This window comes from Streptomyces sp. NPDC028991 (assembly GCF_055564775.1).
Window position 1 is genome coordinate 40131 of the sequence record NZ_JBVHVP010000016.1, and the last position, 14981, is coordinate 55111.

Sequence of the window (14981 nt, forward strand, 5' to 3'; positions counted from 1 at the left end):
GCTCTCGGGCTCCGTCCTCCTCGGTTTCGGAGGACAGTAGTAACGCCGAACGACCTGCGTCTCTACATCTGAGGGGAATCTGAGCATCACGATCCGATAGCAATCGGACACGAGTCGTAGCACTTGTGAGCAGGGCGCATATCGGCCGGATAACTTCGAGCGGCCGCAACCGGAACCCTCTTGACGCCGTCACCCTCCATCGGCGTCACTGCACAAGGTGCAGGCGACAAGACGCACGCGCGCGTGCATCCGTCTTTCTACCCCTGCCAAGCGTACGGCCGATGAACCGAAGGGAGCCCGGATGAGACTGCTGCTCGTCGAGGACGACAACCACGTGGCCGCCGCCCTGTCCGCGATCCTGGCACGGCACGGCTTCGACGTCACCCACGCGCGCAGCGGCGAGGAGGCACTCCAGGCGCTCGTCCCCGAGGGCGACTGCTTCGGCGTCGTCCTGCTCGACCTCGGCCTGCCCGACCAGGACGGCTACGAGGTCTGCGGCAAGATCCGCAAGCGCACCAGCACCCCGGTCATCATGGTCACCGCGCGCTCCGACGTCCGCTCCCGCATCCACGGCCTTAACCTCGGTGCCGACGACTACGTGGTCAAGCCGTACGACACCGGAGAACTGCTCGCCCGGATCCACGCCGTCAGCCGACGCACCGCCCACGAGGACACCACGGGGAGCACCGAGACCGTGGTGCGCCTCGGCCCGGTGCGCATCGACCTGCCGACGCGCCAGGTCAGCGTGGACGGTTCGGTCGTCCAACTCACCCGCAAGGAGTTCGACCTTCTCGCCCTGCTCGCACAGCGCCCCGGAGTGGTCTTCCGCCGGGAGCAGATCATCAGCGAGGTGTGGCGCACCAGCTGGGAGGGCACCGGGCGCACGCTGGAGGTGCACGTCGCCTCGCTGCGCGCCAAGCTCCGCATGCCGGCGCTCATCGAGACCGTCCGCGGCGTCGGCTACCGCCTCGTCGCCCCCACCGGGTAGCGGGTCCGGGTGAGCACACGCCTGCTCCCGCTGCTCATCGTCCTGATGGCGGCCGTACTGCTCGCGCTCGGCGTTCCGCTCGGCATCAGCGTCGCCCGCGCGGAACAGCAGAAGGTCGTCATCGACCGCATGGACGACACGGCACGCTTCGCCGCGCTCGCCCAGTTCGTCACCGAGGACGTGCCGGGCGGATCGCGCCGGACGACCACGGACGAGCGCCTGGAGACGCTGCAGACCGAGCTCATCAGCTACCACGACGTCTACGGCATCAAGGCGGGCGTCTTCTATCGCAACCACATCCCGATGGCCAACGCGCCCACGACCTGGTTCCTGCCCCAGACCGGCGAGGTGCGCGACTCCTTCGACGAGGCGCTGCTCAGCCGCCGCAGCCACGACCCGCGGCAGGTGTGGCCCTGGGAGGACGGCCGGCTCGTGGTCGCCTCGCCGGTCATCCGGGACGGGGACGTGGTCGCGGTCGTGGTCACCGACTCGCCCACCGACTCGATGCGGTCGCGCACCCTGCGCGGCTGGCTGGTCATCGGCGCCGGTGAGACGGCCGCGATGCTGCTCGCCGTCGGCGCCGCGCTCCGGCTGACCGGCTGGGTGCTCAGGCCGGTACGGGTGCTCGACGCCACCACGCACGACATCGCCACCGGACGGCTCAAGTCGCGGGTCGCGCCGGCCGGGGGACCGCCGGAGCTCAGACGCCTGGCCGGGTCGTTCAACGAGATGGCGGACCATGTGGAGGACGTGCTGGAGCAGCAGCGTGCCTTCGTCGCCGACGCCTCGCACCAGCTGCGCAATCCCCTCGCGGCACTGCTGCTGCGCATCGAGCTGCTCGCCCTGGAACTGCCCGAGGACAACGAGGAGATCGCCTCCGTCCAGACCGAGGGCAAGCGCCTGGCCCGGGTCCTGGACGACCTGCTCGACCTGGCGCTCGCCGAGCACAGCCAGGCCGACCTGAAGGTCACCGACATCGGCGCGCTGGCCGCCGAGCGGATGGCGGCCTGGTCACCGACGGCCGAGGCCAAGGGCGTACGGCTGGTGGGGGAGTGCCCGCCGACCACCGGCTGGGCCGACCCGGTGACACTGTCGAGCGCCCTGGACGCGGTCATCGACAACGCGGTGAAGTTCACGCCGGTCGACGAGGAGGTCCGGATCACCGTCTCCTCCACCGGGGAAGCCGCCACCGTCGTCGTCACCGACAACGGTCCCGGGCTGACCGACGAGGAACTCGCGCGCGTGGGCGACCGCTTCTGGCGCAGTGGCCGGCATCAGAACATCAAGGGCTCCGGCCTCGGCCTGTCCATCTGCCGGGCACTGCTCGCGGCGGGTGACGGCTCGATCGCCTTCGGCCACCACGATCCGCACGGCCTCGAGGTGACGGTCACGGTGCCTAGGTCCGGACCGGCGGGGGCGGGCGCGCGGAAGGAGCCGTAACGGCCCTACGGCTTCACCGACCGGTAGTAGCGCCGGGCGCCCTCGTGCAGCTCCAGCGGGTCGGTGTAGATCGCGGTACGCAGGTCCACCAACTGCGCGGAGTGGACGGTCGCCCCGATGCCGTCGCGGCTGTCGAGCACGGTCCGGGTCAGCCACTCGGTGAGCCGCGGATCCATGTCCGCGCGGGTCACCAGCAGGTTGGAGACCGCCATCGTGGGCACCACGGCACCGTTCTGCACGGTGGGGTAGGCCGACTCCGGCATGTTGGTGGTGCGGTAGTAGCGGGTCGCGCCGCCGGATTCGTGCAGCTTGGTGACGAGGTCCTCGCCGATCGGCACGAACCGGAAGGCGGAGGTCTCCGCGATCTGCTTGAGCCCGTCCGTCGGCACACCGCCCGACCAGAAGAACGCGTCGAGCTCCTCGCCCAGTCGCCCGGGGCCGGTGTCGATCCCGTCCGCGCGGGGCGTGATGTCCTTCTCCGGGTCGATGCCCACGGCCTCCAGCAGGCGCGTGGCGATCAGCCGTACGCCCGAGTTCGGCAGCCCGATGGCGACCCGCTTGCCGCGCAGGTCGGCGACCGACCGGATGTCCGAGTCGCTCGGCACCACGAGCTGCACGTAGTCGTCGTAGAGTCGGGTGACACCACGCAGCGCCTCGGCGCCGGGACTGCCCGCGATCTTGTACGTCTCCACCGCGTCGGCCGCGGCGATCGTGAAGTCGGCCTCCCCGGACGCCACCCGCTCGACGTTCTCCTGCGAGCCGGCGCTGGTCGTCAGCCGCACCTTCAGGTCCGGCATGTCCTTGCGCAGCTCGGTGCGCAGCAGCTCGCCGTACTTCTGGTAGACGCCCGCACGTGTGCCCGTGCTGAACGTGACCGTCCCACTCGGCGGCTCCTCGCCCAGCGGCAGCAGCCACCACAGCAGCAGCCCGAGGGCGACCGCGCCGGCGACCGTGCCCTGGACGGCCCGACGCCTGCCGATACGGGAGAACAGCGTGGACATGGGCGCGATCCTGCCAGCCCGCGACCCGGCTGACCAGGGCAGAGCTCACACGGTGACCGCGAAGGCGGGCCAGCCGGCTGTCAGTGGTGGTCGTTACAGTCGTCGGCATGAGTTCCTCGCCCGCCGAACTGGTCCGCGCCTTCCACCTAGCCTTCGGGCTGGACGCCCGCAGCACTCCGACCGAGGTCTCGCCCGAGCTGGCCGCCCACAGGGGCGAGCTGCTCGCCGAGGAGGCGGCCGAGGTCGCCGAGGTGTCGGTGACGGGCCCGCTCGACCGGCTCGCGCACGAGCTGGCCGACGTGGTCTACGTCGCCTACGGCACGGCACTCGTCCACGGCATCGACCTCGACGAGGTGATCGCCGAGATCCACCGCTCCAACATGACCAAGCTGGGCCCCGACGGCCGGGTCAGTCGCAGAGCGGACGGCAAGGTCCTCAAGGGCGACCACTACGAGGCGCCGGACGTGCCGGGTGTACTGCGTCGACAGGGATGGACGCCGCGGACGACGGAGGCTTCGAAGACGCAGGCGGGCTGACGGGGCGCAGACGAACCGCCGCCGGCTCGGCCGGTACCGCCACCGTCGACCACGCCGCGACCGTCGACCATGCCGACACCGGTGACGGCGCACGGCGCACGACGACCCCGGCACCCGCGTACCGGGGTCGAGTGGGATCGGCACGCATGCCGGTGCCGTGGCCCGGTCAGTCGGCCACGGACGCCTCCGCCCCCGCCGGCTGCGGCGTCCCGTCGGGGACGCCCCCGGGGCGGCCGGGGTTGTCCCGCCGACGGAACAGACGGGTCGCCAGCGGCTCGGTGAAGCGGGCGGTGAGGGGGCCGAGGACCACCAGGATGAGGACGTAGGCCGTGGCCAGCGGGCCCAGGGACGGTTCGATGCCGGCCGAGACCGCGAGGCCCGCGATGACGATCGAGAACTCGCCGCGTGCCACCAGCGCGCCGCCCGCGCGCCAGCGGCCCTTGACGGAGATCCCGGACCTCCGGGCGGCCCAGTACCCGGTGGCGATCTTCGTCACGGTGGTGAGCAGGGCCAGTGCGAGAGCGGGCAGCAGGACCGGCGGGATGCTGGCCGGATCGGTGTGCAGCCCGAAGAAGACGAAGAAGACCGCGGCGAACAGGTCCCGCAGCGGGCTCAGCAGCGTGTGCGCGCCCTCCGCGACCTCTCCGGAGAGTGCGATGCCCACGAGGAAGGCCCCCACGGCGGCCGACACCTGGAGCTGCTGCGCGACGCCCGCGACCAGGATCGTCAGACCCAGCACCACGAGCAGCAGCTTCTCCGGGTCGTCGCTGGAGACGAACCGCGAGATCACCCGGCCGTAACGCAGGGCCACGAAGAGCACCGCGCCCGCCGCGGCCAGCGCGATCGCCAGGGTGATGCTCCCGGTCATCAGCCCGGCACCGGCCACCAGAGCCGTGACGATCGGCAGATACACCGCCATCGCCAGGTCCTCCAGGACCAGCACGCTGAGGATCACCGGGGTCTCGCGGTTGCCGACGCGGCCGAGGTCGCCGAGCACCTTGGCGATCACACCGGACGACGAGATCCATGTCACCCCGGCCAGTACGACCGCCGCCACCGGGCCCCAGCCCAGCAGCAGGGCGGCCACCGCGCCCGGCACGGCGTTGAGCGCGCAGTCGACGAGACCGGCCGGATAGTGGGACTTCAGGTTGGTGACCAGGTCGCTGGCCGTGTATTCCAGGCCCAGCATCAGCAGCAGGAGGATGACACCGATCTCGGCGCCGGCGGCGATGAACTCCTCGCTGGCGCCCAGTGGCAGCAGCCCGCCCTTGCCGAACGCCAGCCCGGCCAGCAGGTACAGCGGGATCGGGGAGAGGCGGTACCGGCCGGCGAACCGGCCGAGCAGCCCCAGCCCCAGGATGATGGAACCGAACTCGATCAGCAGAACCGCGGAGTGCACCGGCTCACTCCTGCCCGAGTATCGTCGCGGCCGCGTCGACGCCCTCGCGGGTGCCGATGACGATCAAGGTGTCACCACCCACCAGCCGGAAGTCCGGCGCCGGTGACGGAATCGCCTCGGCCCGCCGCAGCACGGCGACGATCGACGCACCGGTCTCGGTCCGCACGCAGGTCTCGCCGAGCAGGCGGCCGTTCCACCGGGACGTCGCGGACACCTCGACCCGCTCGGCGACCAGCCCGAGGTCGGTGGTGTAGAGCAGGCTGGGGCTGTGGTGGGAGGGCTTGAGCGCGTCGATCAGCGCGCCCGCCTCCGCGCCGGCCAGCCGAAGCGAGTGGGCGCAGGAGTCGGGGTCGTCGGCCCGGTACATGTTCACCGTGCGGGTGCCGTCGCGGTGTGCCACCACCGACAGATGGCGGCGTTCGCGGGTCACCAGGTCGTACTGGACCCCGATACCCGGCAGCGGCGTTGCCCTCAGGCGTGGAGCTGACACGAGCTTTCCCTCATTCCTCTTGCGTCCCTTGCCGCACTCTGCGCACGTGTGTGACGTGCTCGCGACCTCGCCATGCTGTCATCCGCACGCACGGTGGCGATATGGGTGTCGTGACGGATATACGCAGCCGGTCGCGGGCGGCGAGGCTGACCCCGGCGGTGTCGTGCGCGAAGGCCGGGAGGAGCGGGAAGAGGACTGTGCCGCTGTTCTGGCGGATCTTCTCGCTCAACGCCGCGGGCCTGGTCGTCGCCACAGCACTGCTGCTGGGACCGGTCACCGTGTCGACTCCCGTCCTGCCCGGGGAGGCGCTGATCCTGCTGGCGGGCCTCGCGGTGCTGCTGGCCGGCAACGCGGTCGTCCTGCGCGTAGGCCTCGTCCCGCTGCACCGGCTGGGCCGGGCCATGGCCACCGCGGACCTGCTGGTGCCCGGCGCCCGTCCGAAGGTCGCCGGACCGGCCGAGGCGGCGCAGCTGATCGCGACGTACAACACGATGCTGGACCGGCTCCAGGCCGAACGCGCCGCCGGCGCCGGCCGCGCCCTGCACTCGCTCGCCGCCGAGTTCACACACCACGGGCTGACCGTCCGGCACCACGTTCCCGGGGACCTGCCCTCGCTCGCGCCGGAGGCGGAACTCGTGATCTACCGGGTCGCCCAGGAGGGTCTGACCAACACCGCGGCCCCGGTTGTCCACAGGCGGCCCGGGCCATCGTCGCCGACCGCCTACCCTTATTGCCATGAGCAGCATCGACCGGAGCCAGTCAGCGGGCGGCACGCGCACCTATGAAGTACGCACCTACGGGTGCCAGATGAACGTCCACGACTCCGAGCGATTGTCCGGTCTGCTGGAGGACGCGGGCTACGCCCGCGCCCCCGAGGGCGCCGACGGCGACGCGGACGTCGTCGTCTTCAACACCTGCGCCGTGCGGGAGAACGCCGACAACAAGCTGTACGGCAACCTCGGTCACCTCGCCCCGAAGAAGGCGAGCCGGCCCGGCATGCAGATCGCGGTCGGCGGCTGCCTGGCGCAGAAGGACCGCGACACCATCGTGAAGCGGGCGCCCTGGGTGGACGTCGTCTTCGGCACGCACAACATCGGCAAGCTGCCCGTGCTGCTGGAGCGCGCCCGCGTCCAGGAGGAGGCGCAGGTCGAGATCGCCGAGTCCCTGGAGGCGTTCCCGTCCACGCTGCCGACCCGGCGCGAGAGCGCGTACGCGGCGTGGGTCTCCATCTCCGTCGGCTGCAACAACACCTGCACCTTCTGTATCGTCCCGGCGTTGCGCGGCAAGGAGAAGGACCGCCGTCCCGGCGACATCCTGGCCGAGGTCGAGGCCTTGGTCGCCGAGGGAGTCTCCGAGATCACCCTCCTCGGGCAGAACGTCAACGCCTACGGCTCCGACATCGGCGACCGTGAGGCCTTCAGCAAGCTGCTGCGCGCCTGCGGGAACATCGAGGGCCTGGAGCGTGTCCGTTTCACCTCCCCCCACCCCCGCGACTTCACCGACGACGTCATCGCCGCCATGGCCGAGACGCCGAACGCCATGCCGCAGCTCCACATGCCGCTCCAGTCCGGCTCCGACCCGGTGCTGAAGGCGATGCGCCGCTCCTACCGTCAGGAGCGCTACCTGGGGATCATCGAGAAGGTGCGGGCCGCCATCCCGCACGCGGCGATCACCACCGACATCATCGTGGGCTTCCCCGGCGAGACCGAGGAGGACTTCGAGCAGACCCTGCACGTGGTGCGCGAGGCCCGGTTCGCCCAGGCCTTCACCTTCCAGTACTCCAAGCGGCCCGGCACGCCGGCCGCCGAGATGGACGACCAGATCCCCAAGGCGGTCGTCCAGGAGCGCTACGAGCGTCTTGTCGCCCTCCAGGAGGAGATCTCCTGGGAGGAGAACAAGAAGCAGGTCGGCCGCACTCTGGACCTGATGGTCGCCGAGGGGGAGGGCCGCAAGGACGGCGCCACCCATCGCCTCTCCGGCCGTGCTCCCGACAACCGACTGGTGCACTTCACCAAGCCCGACCGGGAAGTCCGCCCGGGCGACGTGGTGACGGTCGAGATCACCTACGCGGCCCCGCATCACCTCCTCGCCGAGGGCGCGGTACTCGACGTGCGCCGCACGCGGGCGGGCGACGCCTGGGAGAAGCGCAACGCGGCCGAGCAGGCCAAGCCCGTGGGCGTGATGCTGGGCCTGCCGAAGATCGGCGTCCCCGAGCCCCAGCCGGCCGTGGCGGGCGGCTGCGACTGACCAAAGGGCGTGCGGCAGCGGACGGCGGCCCGGGGTTACGCTGCCGATCATGCTTGTCGCCGCCGCTGTCTGTCCCTGCCCGCCGCTCCTCGTGCCGGAGGTGGCCGCGGGCGCCGCGCCCGAGCTGGACGCCGCGCGCGTCGCCTGCACGGACGCCCTGGGCGTGCTCGCCGCCGCCCGGCCCGACCGGCTCGTCGTCGTCGGGCCGGCGGACGGCGCCGGGCCCGAGGTCTACCCGCAGGGCACACGGGGCTCGTTCCGGGGCTTCGGAGTGGATCTGGCAGTGAGCCTCGGACCCGACCGCGGCACGGAGACGGAGCGGGCCGCACGCGAGCTGCCGTACGGGCTTGCGGTGGGGGCCTGGCTGCTCGAGCGGGCGGGGTGGGCCGACGTCCCCGTCGAGGGCATCGGCGTGGGGGAGGCCCTCCCCGGCGAGCGCTGCGCGGCGCTCGGACGGGACATCGCCGCGCGGGCCGGGCGGCTCGCGCTCCTGGTGCTGGGCGACGCCAGCGCGTGCCGCACGCTCAAGGCCCCCGGGTACCTCGACGAGCGGGCCGCGCCCTTCGACGCCGAGGTGGGGCGTGCGCTGGGATCGGCGGACGTCTCCGCCCTCGCGGCGCTGGACACCGCACTGGCCCGCGAGCTGAAGGCGTCCGGCCGGGCGCCCTGGCAGGTCCTCGCGGGCGCGGCCCGGGACACGGGCCTCGTCGGCACGCTGCGGTACGAGGACGCGCCCTACGGGGTGGGTTACGTCGCGGCCACCTGGTCGTAGGAAGCGGACCGCGGGTCAGCCATCTCGCCCGAGCCGGCGGACGGCCCGGAGCTGATCCGCTCATGGCCGTCCGCCGATGTGCCGGTGACCCGCCCGTGTCCCGGACGCGGGGCGTGGGTCAGGAAGCCGGCGGCGGTCCGGCGGGCGGGGTCCCGCCCGGGGTGGGGCCGCCCGGGGTGGTGCCGGGTGTGTGTCCGCCTCCGTCCATGCCGTCGGCGTCCTTGTGGGCGAGGCGGTCCACGGCGCCCTTCGCCTTGCCCGTGCCGGTCTGGATCCGGTCGCTGTACTTGCCCTTGGTCCTCTCGTCGACCGTCCTCGCCACCTTGTCGAGACCGCGATCGATCTTGTCCCCGTGCTGCTGCGCGAGGTCCGAGACCTTGCCCTTCGCCGGTCCCAGTTTGGCCTTCAAGTTGTCCAGCAGACCCATGGTTCGCCTTCCCTCACGGGGCGGTCAGGTGCGGGCGCTCTTGTCGGCCTCGCTGTCGACGGCCTCCCCGGCGGACTGCTGCTTGGGGATGCCGACGCTCTCCGAGCCGGCGGACTCGTCGGCCTCGGTGGTGTCGTCGGCCTCCGCGGGCCGTGCCGTGTTCCGGGGTCCGGCTTCGGCCGATTCCGCGGTCTCGGCCGCGTTCTCCTCCACCGCACGCTCGGGCTCCGGGGTGTCGGCCGACGTCTCGGCGGCCGGCGCCTCCTCCGTGGTCTTCGACCTCCGAAAAAGCCGTGCAAAAACGCCCATATCAACTCCATACGTTACTCGTGCGGGCGAAATCCCGCGGCATCCGGTGCGTCCGTTTGCGTGGCCGGGGCCGTGGCCCCGGTGTTCCGGGGCGCGGGAACCTCGCAACGGGCAACGATCGCGGCCACGCGCCGTCACGTAACTCGTTCGAGGGCCGGGCGAGAGGTTTGCGAGACTGGTGCGGTGAGCAGCGCACCCCCCGCCCCCCGCGTCATCGCCGTAGTCGGACCCACCGCGGCCGGAAAGTCCGATCTGGGCGTCTTTCTGGCCCAGCGGCTCGGCGGCGAGGTCGTCAACGCCGACTCCATGCAGCTCTACCGCGGGATGGACATCGGCACCGCCAAGCTGACGCCCGAGGAGCGCGGCGGCGTCCCGCACCATCTGCTCGACATCTGGGACGTTACGGTCACGGCGTCCGTCGCCGAGTACCAGAGGCTGGCGAGGGAGCGGATCGACGCGCTGCTCGCCGACGGGCGCTGGCCGGTCCTGGTCGGCGGCTCCGGCCTCTACGTCCGCGGCGCCGTCGACAACCTGGAGTTCCCCGGCACCGACCCCGAGGTCAGGGCCCGGCTGGAGGAAGAGCTCGAACTGCGGGGCTCCGGGGAGCTGCACGCCGTTCTGGCCGCGGCCGACCCGGAGGCCGGGCGGGCCATCCTGCCCAGCAACGGGCGCCGGATCGTGCGCGCCCTCGAGGTGATCGAGATCACCGGCAGGCCCTTCACCGCCAACCTCCCCGGTCACGACTCCGTCTACGACACCGTGCAGATCGGCGTCGACGTGGCGCGCCCCGAGCTGGACGAGCGCATCGCCCACCGAGTCGACCGGATGTGGGAGGCGGGCCTGGTCGAGGAGGTGCGCGCACTCGAGGCGCAGGGCTTGCGGGAGGGGCGCACGGCGCCGCGCGCGCTCGGCTACCAGCAGGTGCTCGCGGCGCTCGCCGGCGAGTGCACGCTGGACGAGGCGCGGGCCGAGACCGTCCGTGCCACCAAACGCTTCGCGCGCCGTCAGGATTCGTGGTTCAGGCGCGATCCGCGGGTGCACTGGTTGAGTGGGGCTGTGGTGGATCGCACGGAACTTCCGCGGCTGGCCCTGTCGTTGGTCGAACGACCGGTTACAGCCTGATCACGTGATGGCATCGGGACGCCCCGGCCGTCATCCCGGCCTTCGGCGGCGTGCCATCATCGAGCTTCGATCGACCGAGTGAGTCCTAGTTGGGAGGGCGCGTGGCGATGGAGGCCGGCCCTCGTGACACCGCACCGAGCACCGAGCACGGCACCGCCGAACACGGCGGCCCGGAGCCGGACGGAGCCGCTCTGAGCCCCGACGGTCCCGACGAGACGCCGGAGGGTGTGGCCGCCGACGGCCCCGAGCCCGACGAGATGTACGGGGACGAGGTCGAGGTCGAGCTGCGTCCCCAGCGACGGCTGCGGATCTGGCAGCTGGCGCCCATCGTGTGCCTGGCAGCGGTCGGCTCCCTGATGTTCGCCTTCCCGCTCGCCTTCGACTTCGGCGACAGCGGCGCCGTCATCGCGATGCTGGGGCTGCTGATCTGCTCCTGCGCGGCAGGCTGGGGCATGATGGCCGCCCGCCGGGTCGGCTACACCTGGCCGGGCCTGCCGCAGCGCGGCTCGGGCCGCCGTGCGGACTGGCGGATGATCCTCGTGTACGCCCTCGCGGTCGCGGCCGTCGTCGTCCTCGCCGTGTGGCGGGTGGCCCGCCTGCGCGGCTGACGCGAGCCCAGCCCACTGGTCCGGGGCCACGTGCGCGTTCCGCGTCCGCGCCTCCTCCCTCTTTTCCGCCACGCGCCGCCTCCTCTACGCGCACGTGCCCCTCCCCCTGCGCACACGTGCCCCTCCTCCCCGCGGCACACGTGCCCCTCCTCCCCGCGGACGCGCCTCCACCTCGCGCCTCCTCCCCGCGGACGCGCCTCCACCTCGCGCCTCCTCCCCGCGGACGCGCCTCCACCTCGCGCCTCCTCCCCGCGGACGCGCCTCCAGCTCATCCGCGCGGACGCGCCTCCTCCACGCGTCCGTCCCTCGTCGTCATGTCGTACCGACCCCGTACGATCGAGGAATGAGCACGCGGATCGCCTTCCTCAAGGGTCACGGCACCGAGAACGACTTCGTGATCGTCCCGGACCCCGAGAACGCCATCGACCTGCCCCCCGCAGCCGTCGCCGCTCTGTGCGACCGTCGCGCGGGCATCGGCGGTGACGGACTGCTGCACGTGGTGCGGTCCGCGGCGCACCCCGAGGCCAAGGACATGGCGGCCGAGGCGGAGTGGTTCATGGACTACCGCAACGGCGACGGCTCGGTCGCGGAGATGTGCGGCAACGGCGTACGGGTCTTCGCCCGCTACCTCCAGCGCGCCGGGCACGTCACCGAGGGCGACCTCGCCGTCGCCACGCGCGGGGGCGTGAAGACCGTGCACATCGCCAAGACCGGTTCCGGCGGCGGCTCCGGCGCGGGCGACATCACCGTAGGCATGGGCCGCGCGCTGCTCCCCGAGGGCGACGTCGAGGTGAGCGTCGGCGAGCGCAGCTGGCCCGCGCGGAACGTGAACATGGGCAACCCGCACGCGGTCGCCTTCGTCGCCGACCTCGCCCACGCCGGCAATCTGTACTCTCCGCCGCCCTTCCGGCCCGCCACCGCCTACCCGGACGGCGTCAACGTCGAGTTCGTGGTCGACCGCGGCCCCCGCCACGTGGCGATGCGCGTGCACGAGCGCGGCTCCGGTGAGACCCGTTCCTGCGGCACCGGCGCGTGCGCCGTCGCCGTCGCCACCGCCCGCCGGGACGGCGCCGACCCGGCGGTCACCGGCACCCCGGCGACGTACACCGTCGACGTACCCGGTGGCACCTTGGTGATCACCGAGCGCCCCGACGGCGAGATCGAGATGACCGGCCCCGCGGTGATCGTCGCCGAGGGCGAGATCGACGCCGCATGGCTGGAAGGGGTGACCGCCTGAACGAAGATCCGGTCGATGGCACTCAGACCATGACACTCAGTGCGAAAACGTAAACCCTCGGACCATCGCTCGAATGGGTGATCCGTTTCACGCTCGGCGAGAGGCGGTCGGCCGCACGTGATGGGCTCGATAGCATCAAGCACCGGCCCGGACGGGGGACCGACGCCATCCCCTGAGCCGTGTCCGCCCTGGGATACCCCGTCCGCCGGTCCGTGCAGCCGGAGGTGCCCATGAACGCGGAGGCCGTGAATCCAGCGAGCCCAGGCCCTGTGACGCCCGTGGCCAACGGCCCCGTCGCGCCGACGGCGCCCCGCAGGAAGTCCCGCCCCCGGATCGACCTGCGCCGCCTGGGCCGCGCCGCACTGCTCGGCTCCACCGCTCGCGGCCGGCTGCCCGACGCCATCGGCCACGTCGTCGAGGCCCACCGCGCCCATCATCCCGACGCCGACCTCGACCCGCTGCGCCGCGCCTACGTGCTGGCCGAGTCCTCGCACCGCGGACAGATGCGCAAGAGCGGCGAGCCGTACATCACCCACCCCCTCGCCGTGACCCTGATCCTCGCCGAACTCGGCGCGGAGACCACCACACTGACCGCCTCCCTCCTCCACGACACCGTCGAGGACACCGAGGTGACCCTCGACCAGGTCGGCGAGCAGTTCGGCGCCGAGGTCCGCTACCTCGTCGACGGCGTCACCAAGCTGGAGAAGGTCGACTACGGCGCCGCCGCCGAGCCCGAGACCTTCCGCAAGATGCTCCTCGCCACCGGCAACGACGTCCGCGTGATGTCGATCAAGCTCGCCGACCGGCTGCACAACATGCGCACCCTCGGCGTCATGCGCCGGGAGAAACAGGAACGCATCGCCAAGGTCACCCGGGACGTGCTCATCCCGCTGGCCGAACGGCTCGGCGTACAGGCACTCAAGTCCGAGCTGGAGGATCTCGTCTTCGCGGTCATGCACCCCGAGGAGTACCAGCACACGCGGGCGCTGGTCGACGAGAACGCCGCCCGCGCGGACGACCCGCTGGCCGCCGTCGCCGACGAGGTGCGCAAGGTGCTGCGCGAGGCCGACATCCCGGCCGAAGTCCTCATCCGGCCCCGTCACTACGTCTCCGTGCACCGTGTCTCCCGCAAACGCGGCCCCCTGGGCGGCGCCGACTTCGGCCGCCTCCTGGTGCTCGTCCAGGAGGACGCCGACTGCTACGCCGTCCTGGGAGAACTGCACACCTGCATGACGCCCGTCGTCTCGGAGTTCAAGGACTTCATCGCCGTACCCAAGTTCAACCTGTACCAGTCGCTGCACACCGCGGTGGCCCGCGCGCAGGACGGCCAGGTCGTCGAGGTCCTCATCCGCACCCACCAGATGCACAAGGTCGCGGAGGCCGGCGTCGTCGCGCTCGGCAACCCGTACGCCCCGCCGTCGGAGGAGCAGACCGCGGGCGAGGGCGAGCGCGCCGATCCGACCCGGCCCGGCTGGCTCTCCCGGCTGCTCGACTGGCAGCGCGGCGCCACCGACCCCGACACCTTCTGGTCCACCCTCCGCGAGGACCTCGCCCAGGACCGCGAGATCACCGTCTTCCGGCCCGACGGCGGTACCCTCGGCCTGCCCGAGGGCGCGACCTGCGTGGACGCCGCGTACGCCCAGTACGGCGAGGACGCGCACGCGACCATCGGCGCCCGGGTCAACGGCCGCCTGGCGACCATGAGCACGGTGCTGCGGGACGGCGACACCGTGCAGCTCCTGATGGGCCAGGACCCCGCCTCCGAGCCCTCCAGACAGTGGCTGGAGCACGCCCACACGCCCGCCGCGCGGATCGCCATCCAGCGCCGGCTCGCGGCCCACCCGGAACCGGTGCCCGGCGAGGCTGAGGAGACGTCCCGCGGTCCCGCCACCGGCGACGCGCCCGCCACGCGCCCGACGTCCGACGGACCGGCCGCCCGTCCCGCCTCCGCCGACGTGATCGTCGACCCGCCGGGCGCGACCGTACGGCTGGCGGGCTGCTGCACCCCCGTACCACCCGACGAGATCACCGGCTTCGCCGTGCGCGGAGGAGTGGTGACCGTCCACCGCGCCCAGTGCGCGGTGGTGGCGCGGATGAAGGGCGCCGGGCGCGCGGAGATCGGCGTGCGCTGGGGGGAGAGCACCCAGTGCCGGGTCACCCTGCTCGCCGAATCGTTCGGCCGCCCGCACCTCCTGGCCGACCTCACCGAGGCCATGGCCCTCGAAGGCGCCGAGATCGTCTCCGCGACCGTCGAGCCCCCCGACCGGCAGCGGGTCCGCCACACCTACACCGTCCTGCTCCCGGACGCCGCACGGCTGCCCGCCCTCATGCGCGCGATGCGCGACGTCGCCGGGGTGTACGACGTGAGCAGGGCGCAGCCGCAGACCACGGGCGTCTGAGCCGCA

General features: G+C 72.3%; 15 protein-coding genes. 10 read left to right on the forward strand and 5 right to left on the reverse strand.

All coding sequences use genetic code 11. The features are described from left to right. Positions 1 to 301: 301 nt before the first annotated feature. Positions 302 to 988 carry a response regulator transcription factor gene (locus ACZ4V1_RS26620; RefSeq protein WP_468340457.1) on the forward strand — a complete coding sequence of 229 codons (687 nt, stop codon included), beginning with the start codon at positions 302 to 304 and terminating at the stop codon, positions 986 to 988. A 9-nt stretch (positions 989 to 997) separates the two neighbouring features. Next, positions 998 to 2428: a sensor histidine kinase gene (locus ACZ4V1_RS26625; RefSeq protein WP_468340460.1), complete on the forward strand. Its 1431-nt coding sequence runs from the start codon at positions 998 to 1000 to the stop codon at positions 2426 to 2428. Between the two features lie 5 nt (positions 2429 to 2433). Here the strand turns inward: ACZ4V1_RS26625 and ACZ4V1_RS26630 are convergent, their stop codons facing one another. Next, positions 2434 to 3429 (reverse strand): TAXI family TRAP transporter solute-binding subunit, encoded by a 996-nt coding sequence (locus ACZ4V1_RS26630; RefSeq protein WP_468340463.1) that lies wholly within the window; start codon positions 3427 to 3429, stop codon positions 2434 to 2436. Between the two features lie 107 nt (positions 3430 to 3536). Between ACZ4V1_RS26630 and ACZ4V1_RS26635 the strand changes: the two genes are divergently transcribed. Continuing rightward, complete coding sequence (locus tag ACZ4V1_RS26635; RefSeq protein WP_468340466.1) at positions 3537 to 3965, forward strand: pyrophosphohydrolase domain-containing protein; 429 nt, start codon at positions 3537 to 3539, stop codon at positions 3963 to 3965. A 166-nt stretch (positions 3966 to 4131) separates the two neighbouring features. Here ACZ4V1_RS26635 and ACZ4V1_RS26640 read toward each other — a convergent pair whose 3' ends face one another. Beyond that, positions 4132 to 5364 (reverse strand): cation:proton antiporter, encoded by a 1233-nt coding sequence (locus tag ACZ4V1_RS26640; RefSeq protein WP_468340469.1) that lies wholly within the window; start codon positions 5362 to 5364, stop codon positions 4132 to 4134. Positions 5365 to 5368: 4 nt separating this feature from the next. After that, entirely contained in the window at positions 5369 to 5854 is a 486-nt protein-coding gene (locus ACZ4V1_RS26645; protein WP_468340472.1) for a cation:proton antiporter regulatory subunit, read from the reverse strand. Positions 5855 to 6051: 197 nt separating this feature from the next. Here ACZ4V1_RS26645 and ACZ4V1_RS26650 point away from each other — a divergent pair, with 197 nt between their 5' ends. The 3 genes from ACZ4V1_RS26650 to ACZ4V1_RS26660 are packed head-to-tail and all read left to right on the forward strand — an operon-like array spanning position 6052 to position 8873. Beyond that, positions 6052 to 6639: a HAMP domain-containing protein gene (locus ACZ4V1_RS26650; protein ID WP_468340475.1), complete on the forward strand. Its 588-nt coding sequence runs from the start codon at positions 6052 to 6054 to the stop codon at positions 6637 to 6639. Next, on the forward strand, positions 6590 to 8101 hold the full coding sequence (gene miaB / locus ACZ4V1_RS26655) for a tRNA (N6-isopentenyl adenosine(37)-C2)-methylthiotransferase MiaB (protein WP_468340478.1): 1512 nt from the start codon (positions 6590 to 6592) through the stop codon (positions 8099 to 8101). The genes ACZ4V1_RS26650 and miaB overlap by 50 nt, the downstream gene beginning before the upstream one ends. Positions 8102 to 8150: 49 nt before the next feature. Then, positions 8151 to 8873: a class III extradiol dioxygenase subunit B-like domain-containing protein gene (locus ACZ4V1_RS26660; protein WP_468340481.1), complete on the forward strand. Its 723-nt coding sequence runs from the start codon at positions 8151 to 8153 to the stop codon at positions 8871 to 8873. A gap of 118 nt (positions 8874 to 8991) precedes the next feature. On the opposite strand, the gene ACZ4V1_RS26665 is transcribed toward ACZ4V1_RS26660, so the two are convergent. Then, a complete protein-coding gene (locus ACZ4V1_RS26665) occupies positions 8992 to 9300 on the reverse strand; it encodes an antitoxin (RefSeq protein ID WP_468340483.1) in 309 nt (102 codons plus the stop codon). Between the two features lie 24 nt (positions 9301 to 9324). Then, entirely contained in the window at positions 9325 to 9609 is a 285-nt protein-coding gene (locus ACZ4V1_RS26670) for a hypothetical protein (RefSeq protein ID WP_468340486.1), read from the reverse strand. Between the two features lie 183 nt (positions 9610 to 9792). Here ACZ4V1_RS26670 and miaA point away from each other — a divergent pair, with 183 nt between their 5' ends. From miaA to ACZ4V1_RS26690, 4 genes are all read left to right on the forward strand, one after another. Beyond that, positions 9793 to 10731, forward strand: coding sequence for a tRNA (adenosine(37)-N6)-dimethylallyltransferase MiaA (gene miaA / locus ACZ4V1_RS26675; protein ID WP_468340488.1), 939 nt, complete (start codon positions 9793 to 9795; stop codon positions 10729 to 10731). Between the two features lie 107 nt (positions 10732 to 10838). Further along, the gene (locus ACZ4V1_RS26680; protein ID WP_468340705.1) at positions 10839 to 11339 is read left to right on the forward strand and encodes a hypothetical protein; all 501 of its coding nucleotides are present in this window, start codon (positions 10839 to 10841) and stop codon (positions 11337 to 11339) included. 343 nt (positions 11340 to 11682) lie between these two features. Then, positions 11683 to 12576: a diaminopimelate epimerase gene (gene dapF / locus ACZ4V1_RS26685; protein ID WP_468340491.1), complete on the forward strand. Its 894-nt coding sequence runs from the start codon at positions 11683 to 11685 to the stop codon at positions 12574 to 12576. 230 nt (positions 12577 to 12806) lie between these two features. Continuing rightward, positions 12807 to 14975, forward strand: coding sequence for a RelA/SpoT family protein (locus ACZ4V1_RS26690; RefSeq protein WP_468340494.1), 2169 nt, complete (start codon positions 12807 to 12809; stop codon positions 14973 to 14975). Positions 14976 to 14981: the final 6 nt, after the last annotated feature.

Excerpts from the sequence above, each read along its gene's own strand:
- ACZ4V1_RS26620 (WP_468340457.1), top strand. The coding sequence starts at position 302 with ATGAGACTGCTGCTCGTCGAGGACGACAACCACGTGGCCGCCGCCCTG.
- ACZ4V1_RS26630 (WP_468340463.1), bottom strand. The coding sequence starts at position 3,429 with ATGTCCACGCTGTTCTCCCGTATCGGCAGGCGTCGGGCCGTCCAGGGC.
- ACZ4V1_RS26635 (WP_468340466.1), top strand. The coding sequence starts at position 3,537 with ATGAGTTCCTCGCCCGCCGAACTGGTCCGCGCCTTCCACCTAGCCTTC.
- miaB (WP_468340478.1), top strand. The coding sequence starts at position 6,590 with ATGAGCAGCATCGACCGGAGCCAGTCAGCGGGCGGCACGCGCACCTAT.
- ACZ4V1_RS26660 (WP_468340481.1), top strand. The coding sequence starts at position 8,151 with ATGCTTGTCGCCGCCGCTGTCTGTCCCTGCCCGCCGCTCCTCGTGCCG.
- ACZ4V1_RS26665 (WP_468340483.1), bottom strand. The coding sequence starts at position 9,300 with ATGGGTCTGCTGGACAACTTGAAGGCCAAACTGGGACCGGCGAAGGGC.
- ACZ4V1_RS26670 (WP_468340486.1), bottom strand. The coding sequence starts at position 9,609 with ATGGGCGTTTTTGCACGGCTTTTTCGGAGGTCGAAGACCACGGAGGAG.
- ACZ4V1_RS26680 (WP_468340705.1), top strand. The coding sequence starts at position 10,839 with ATGGAGGCCGGCCCTCGTGACACCGCACCGAGCACCGAGCACGGCACC.
- dapF (WP_468340491.1), top strand. The coding sequence starts at position 11,683 with ATGAGCACGCGGATCGCCTTCCTCAAGGGTCACGGCACCGAGAACGAC.
- ACZ4V1_RS26690 (WP_468340494.1), top strand. The coding sequence starts at position 12,807 with ATGAACGCGGAGGCCGTGAATCCAGCGAGCCCAGGCCCTGTGACGCCC.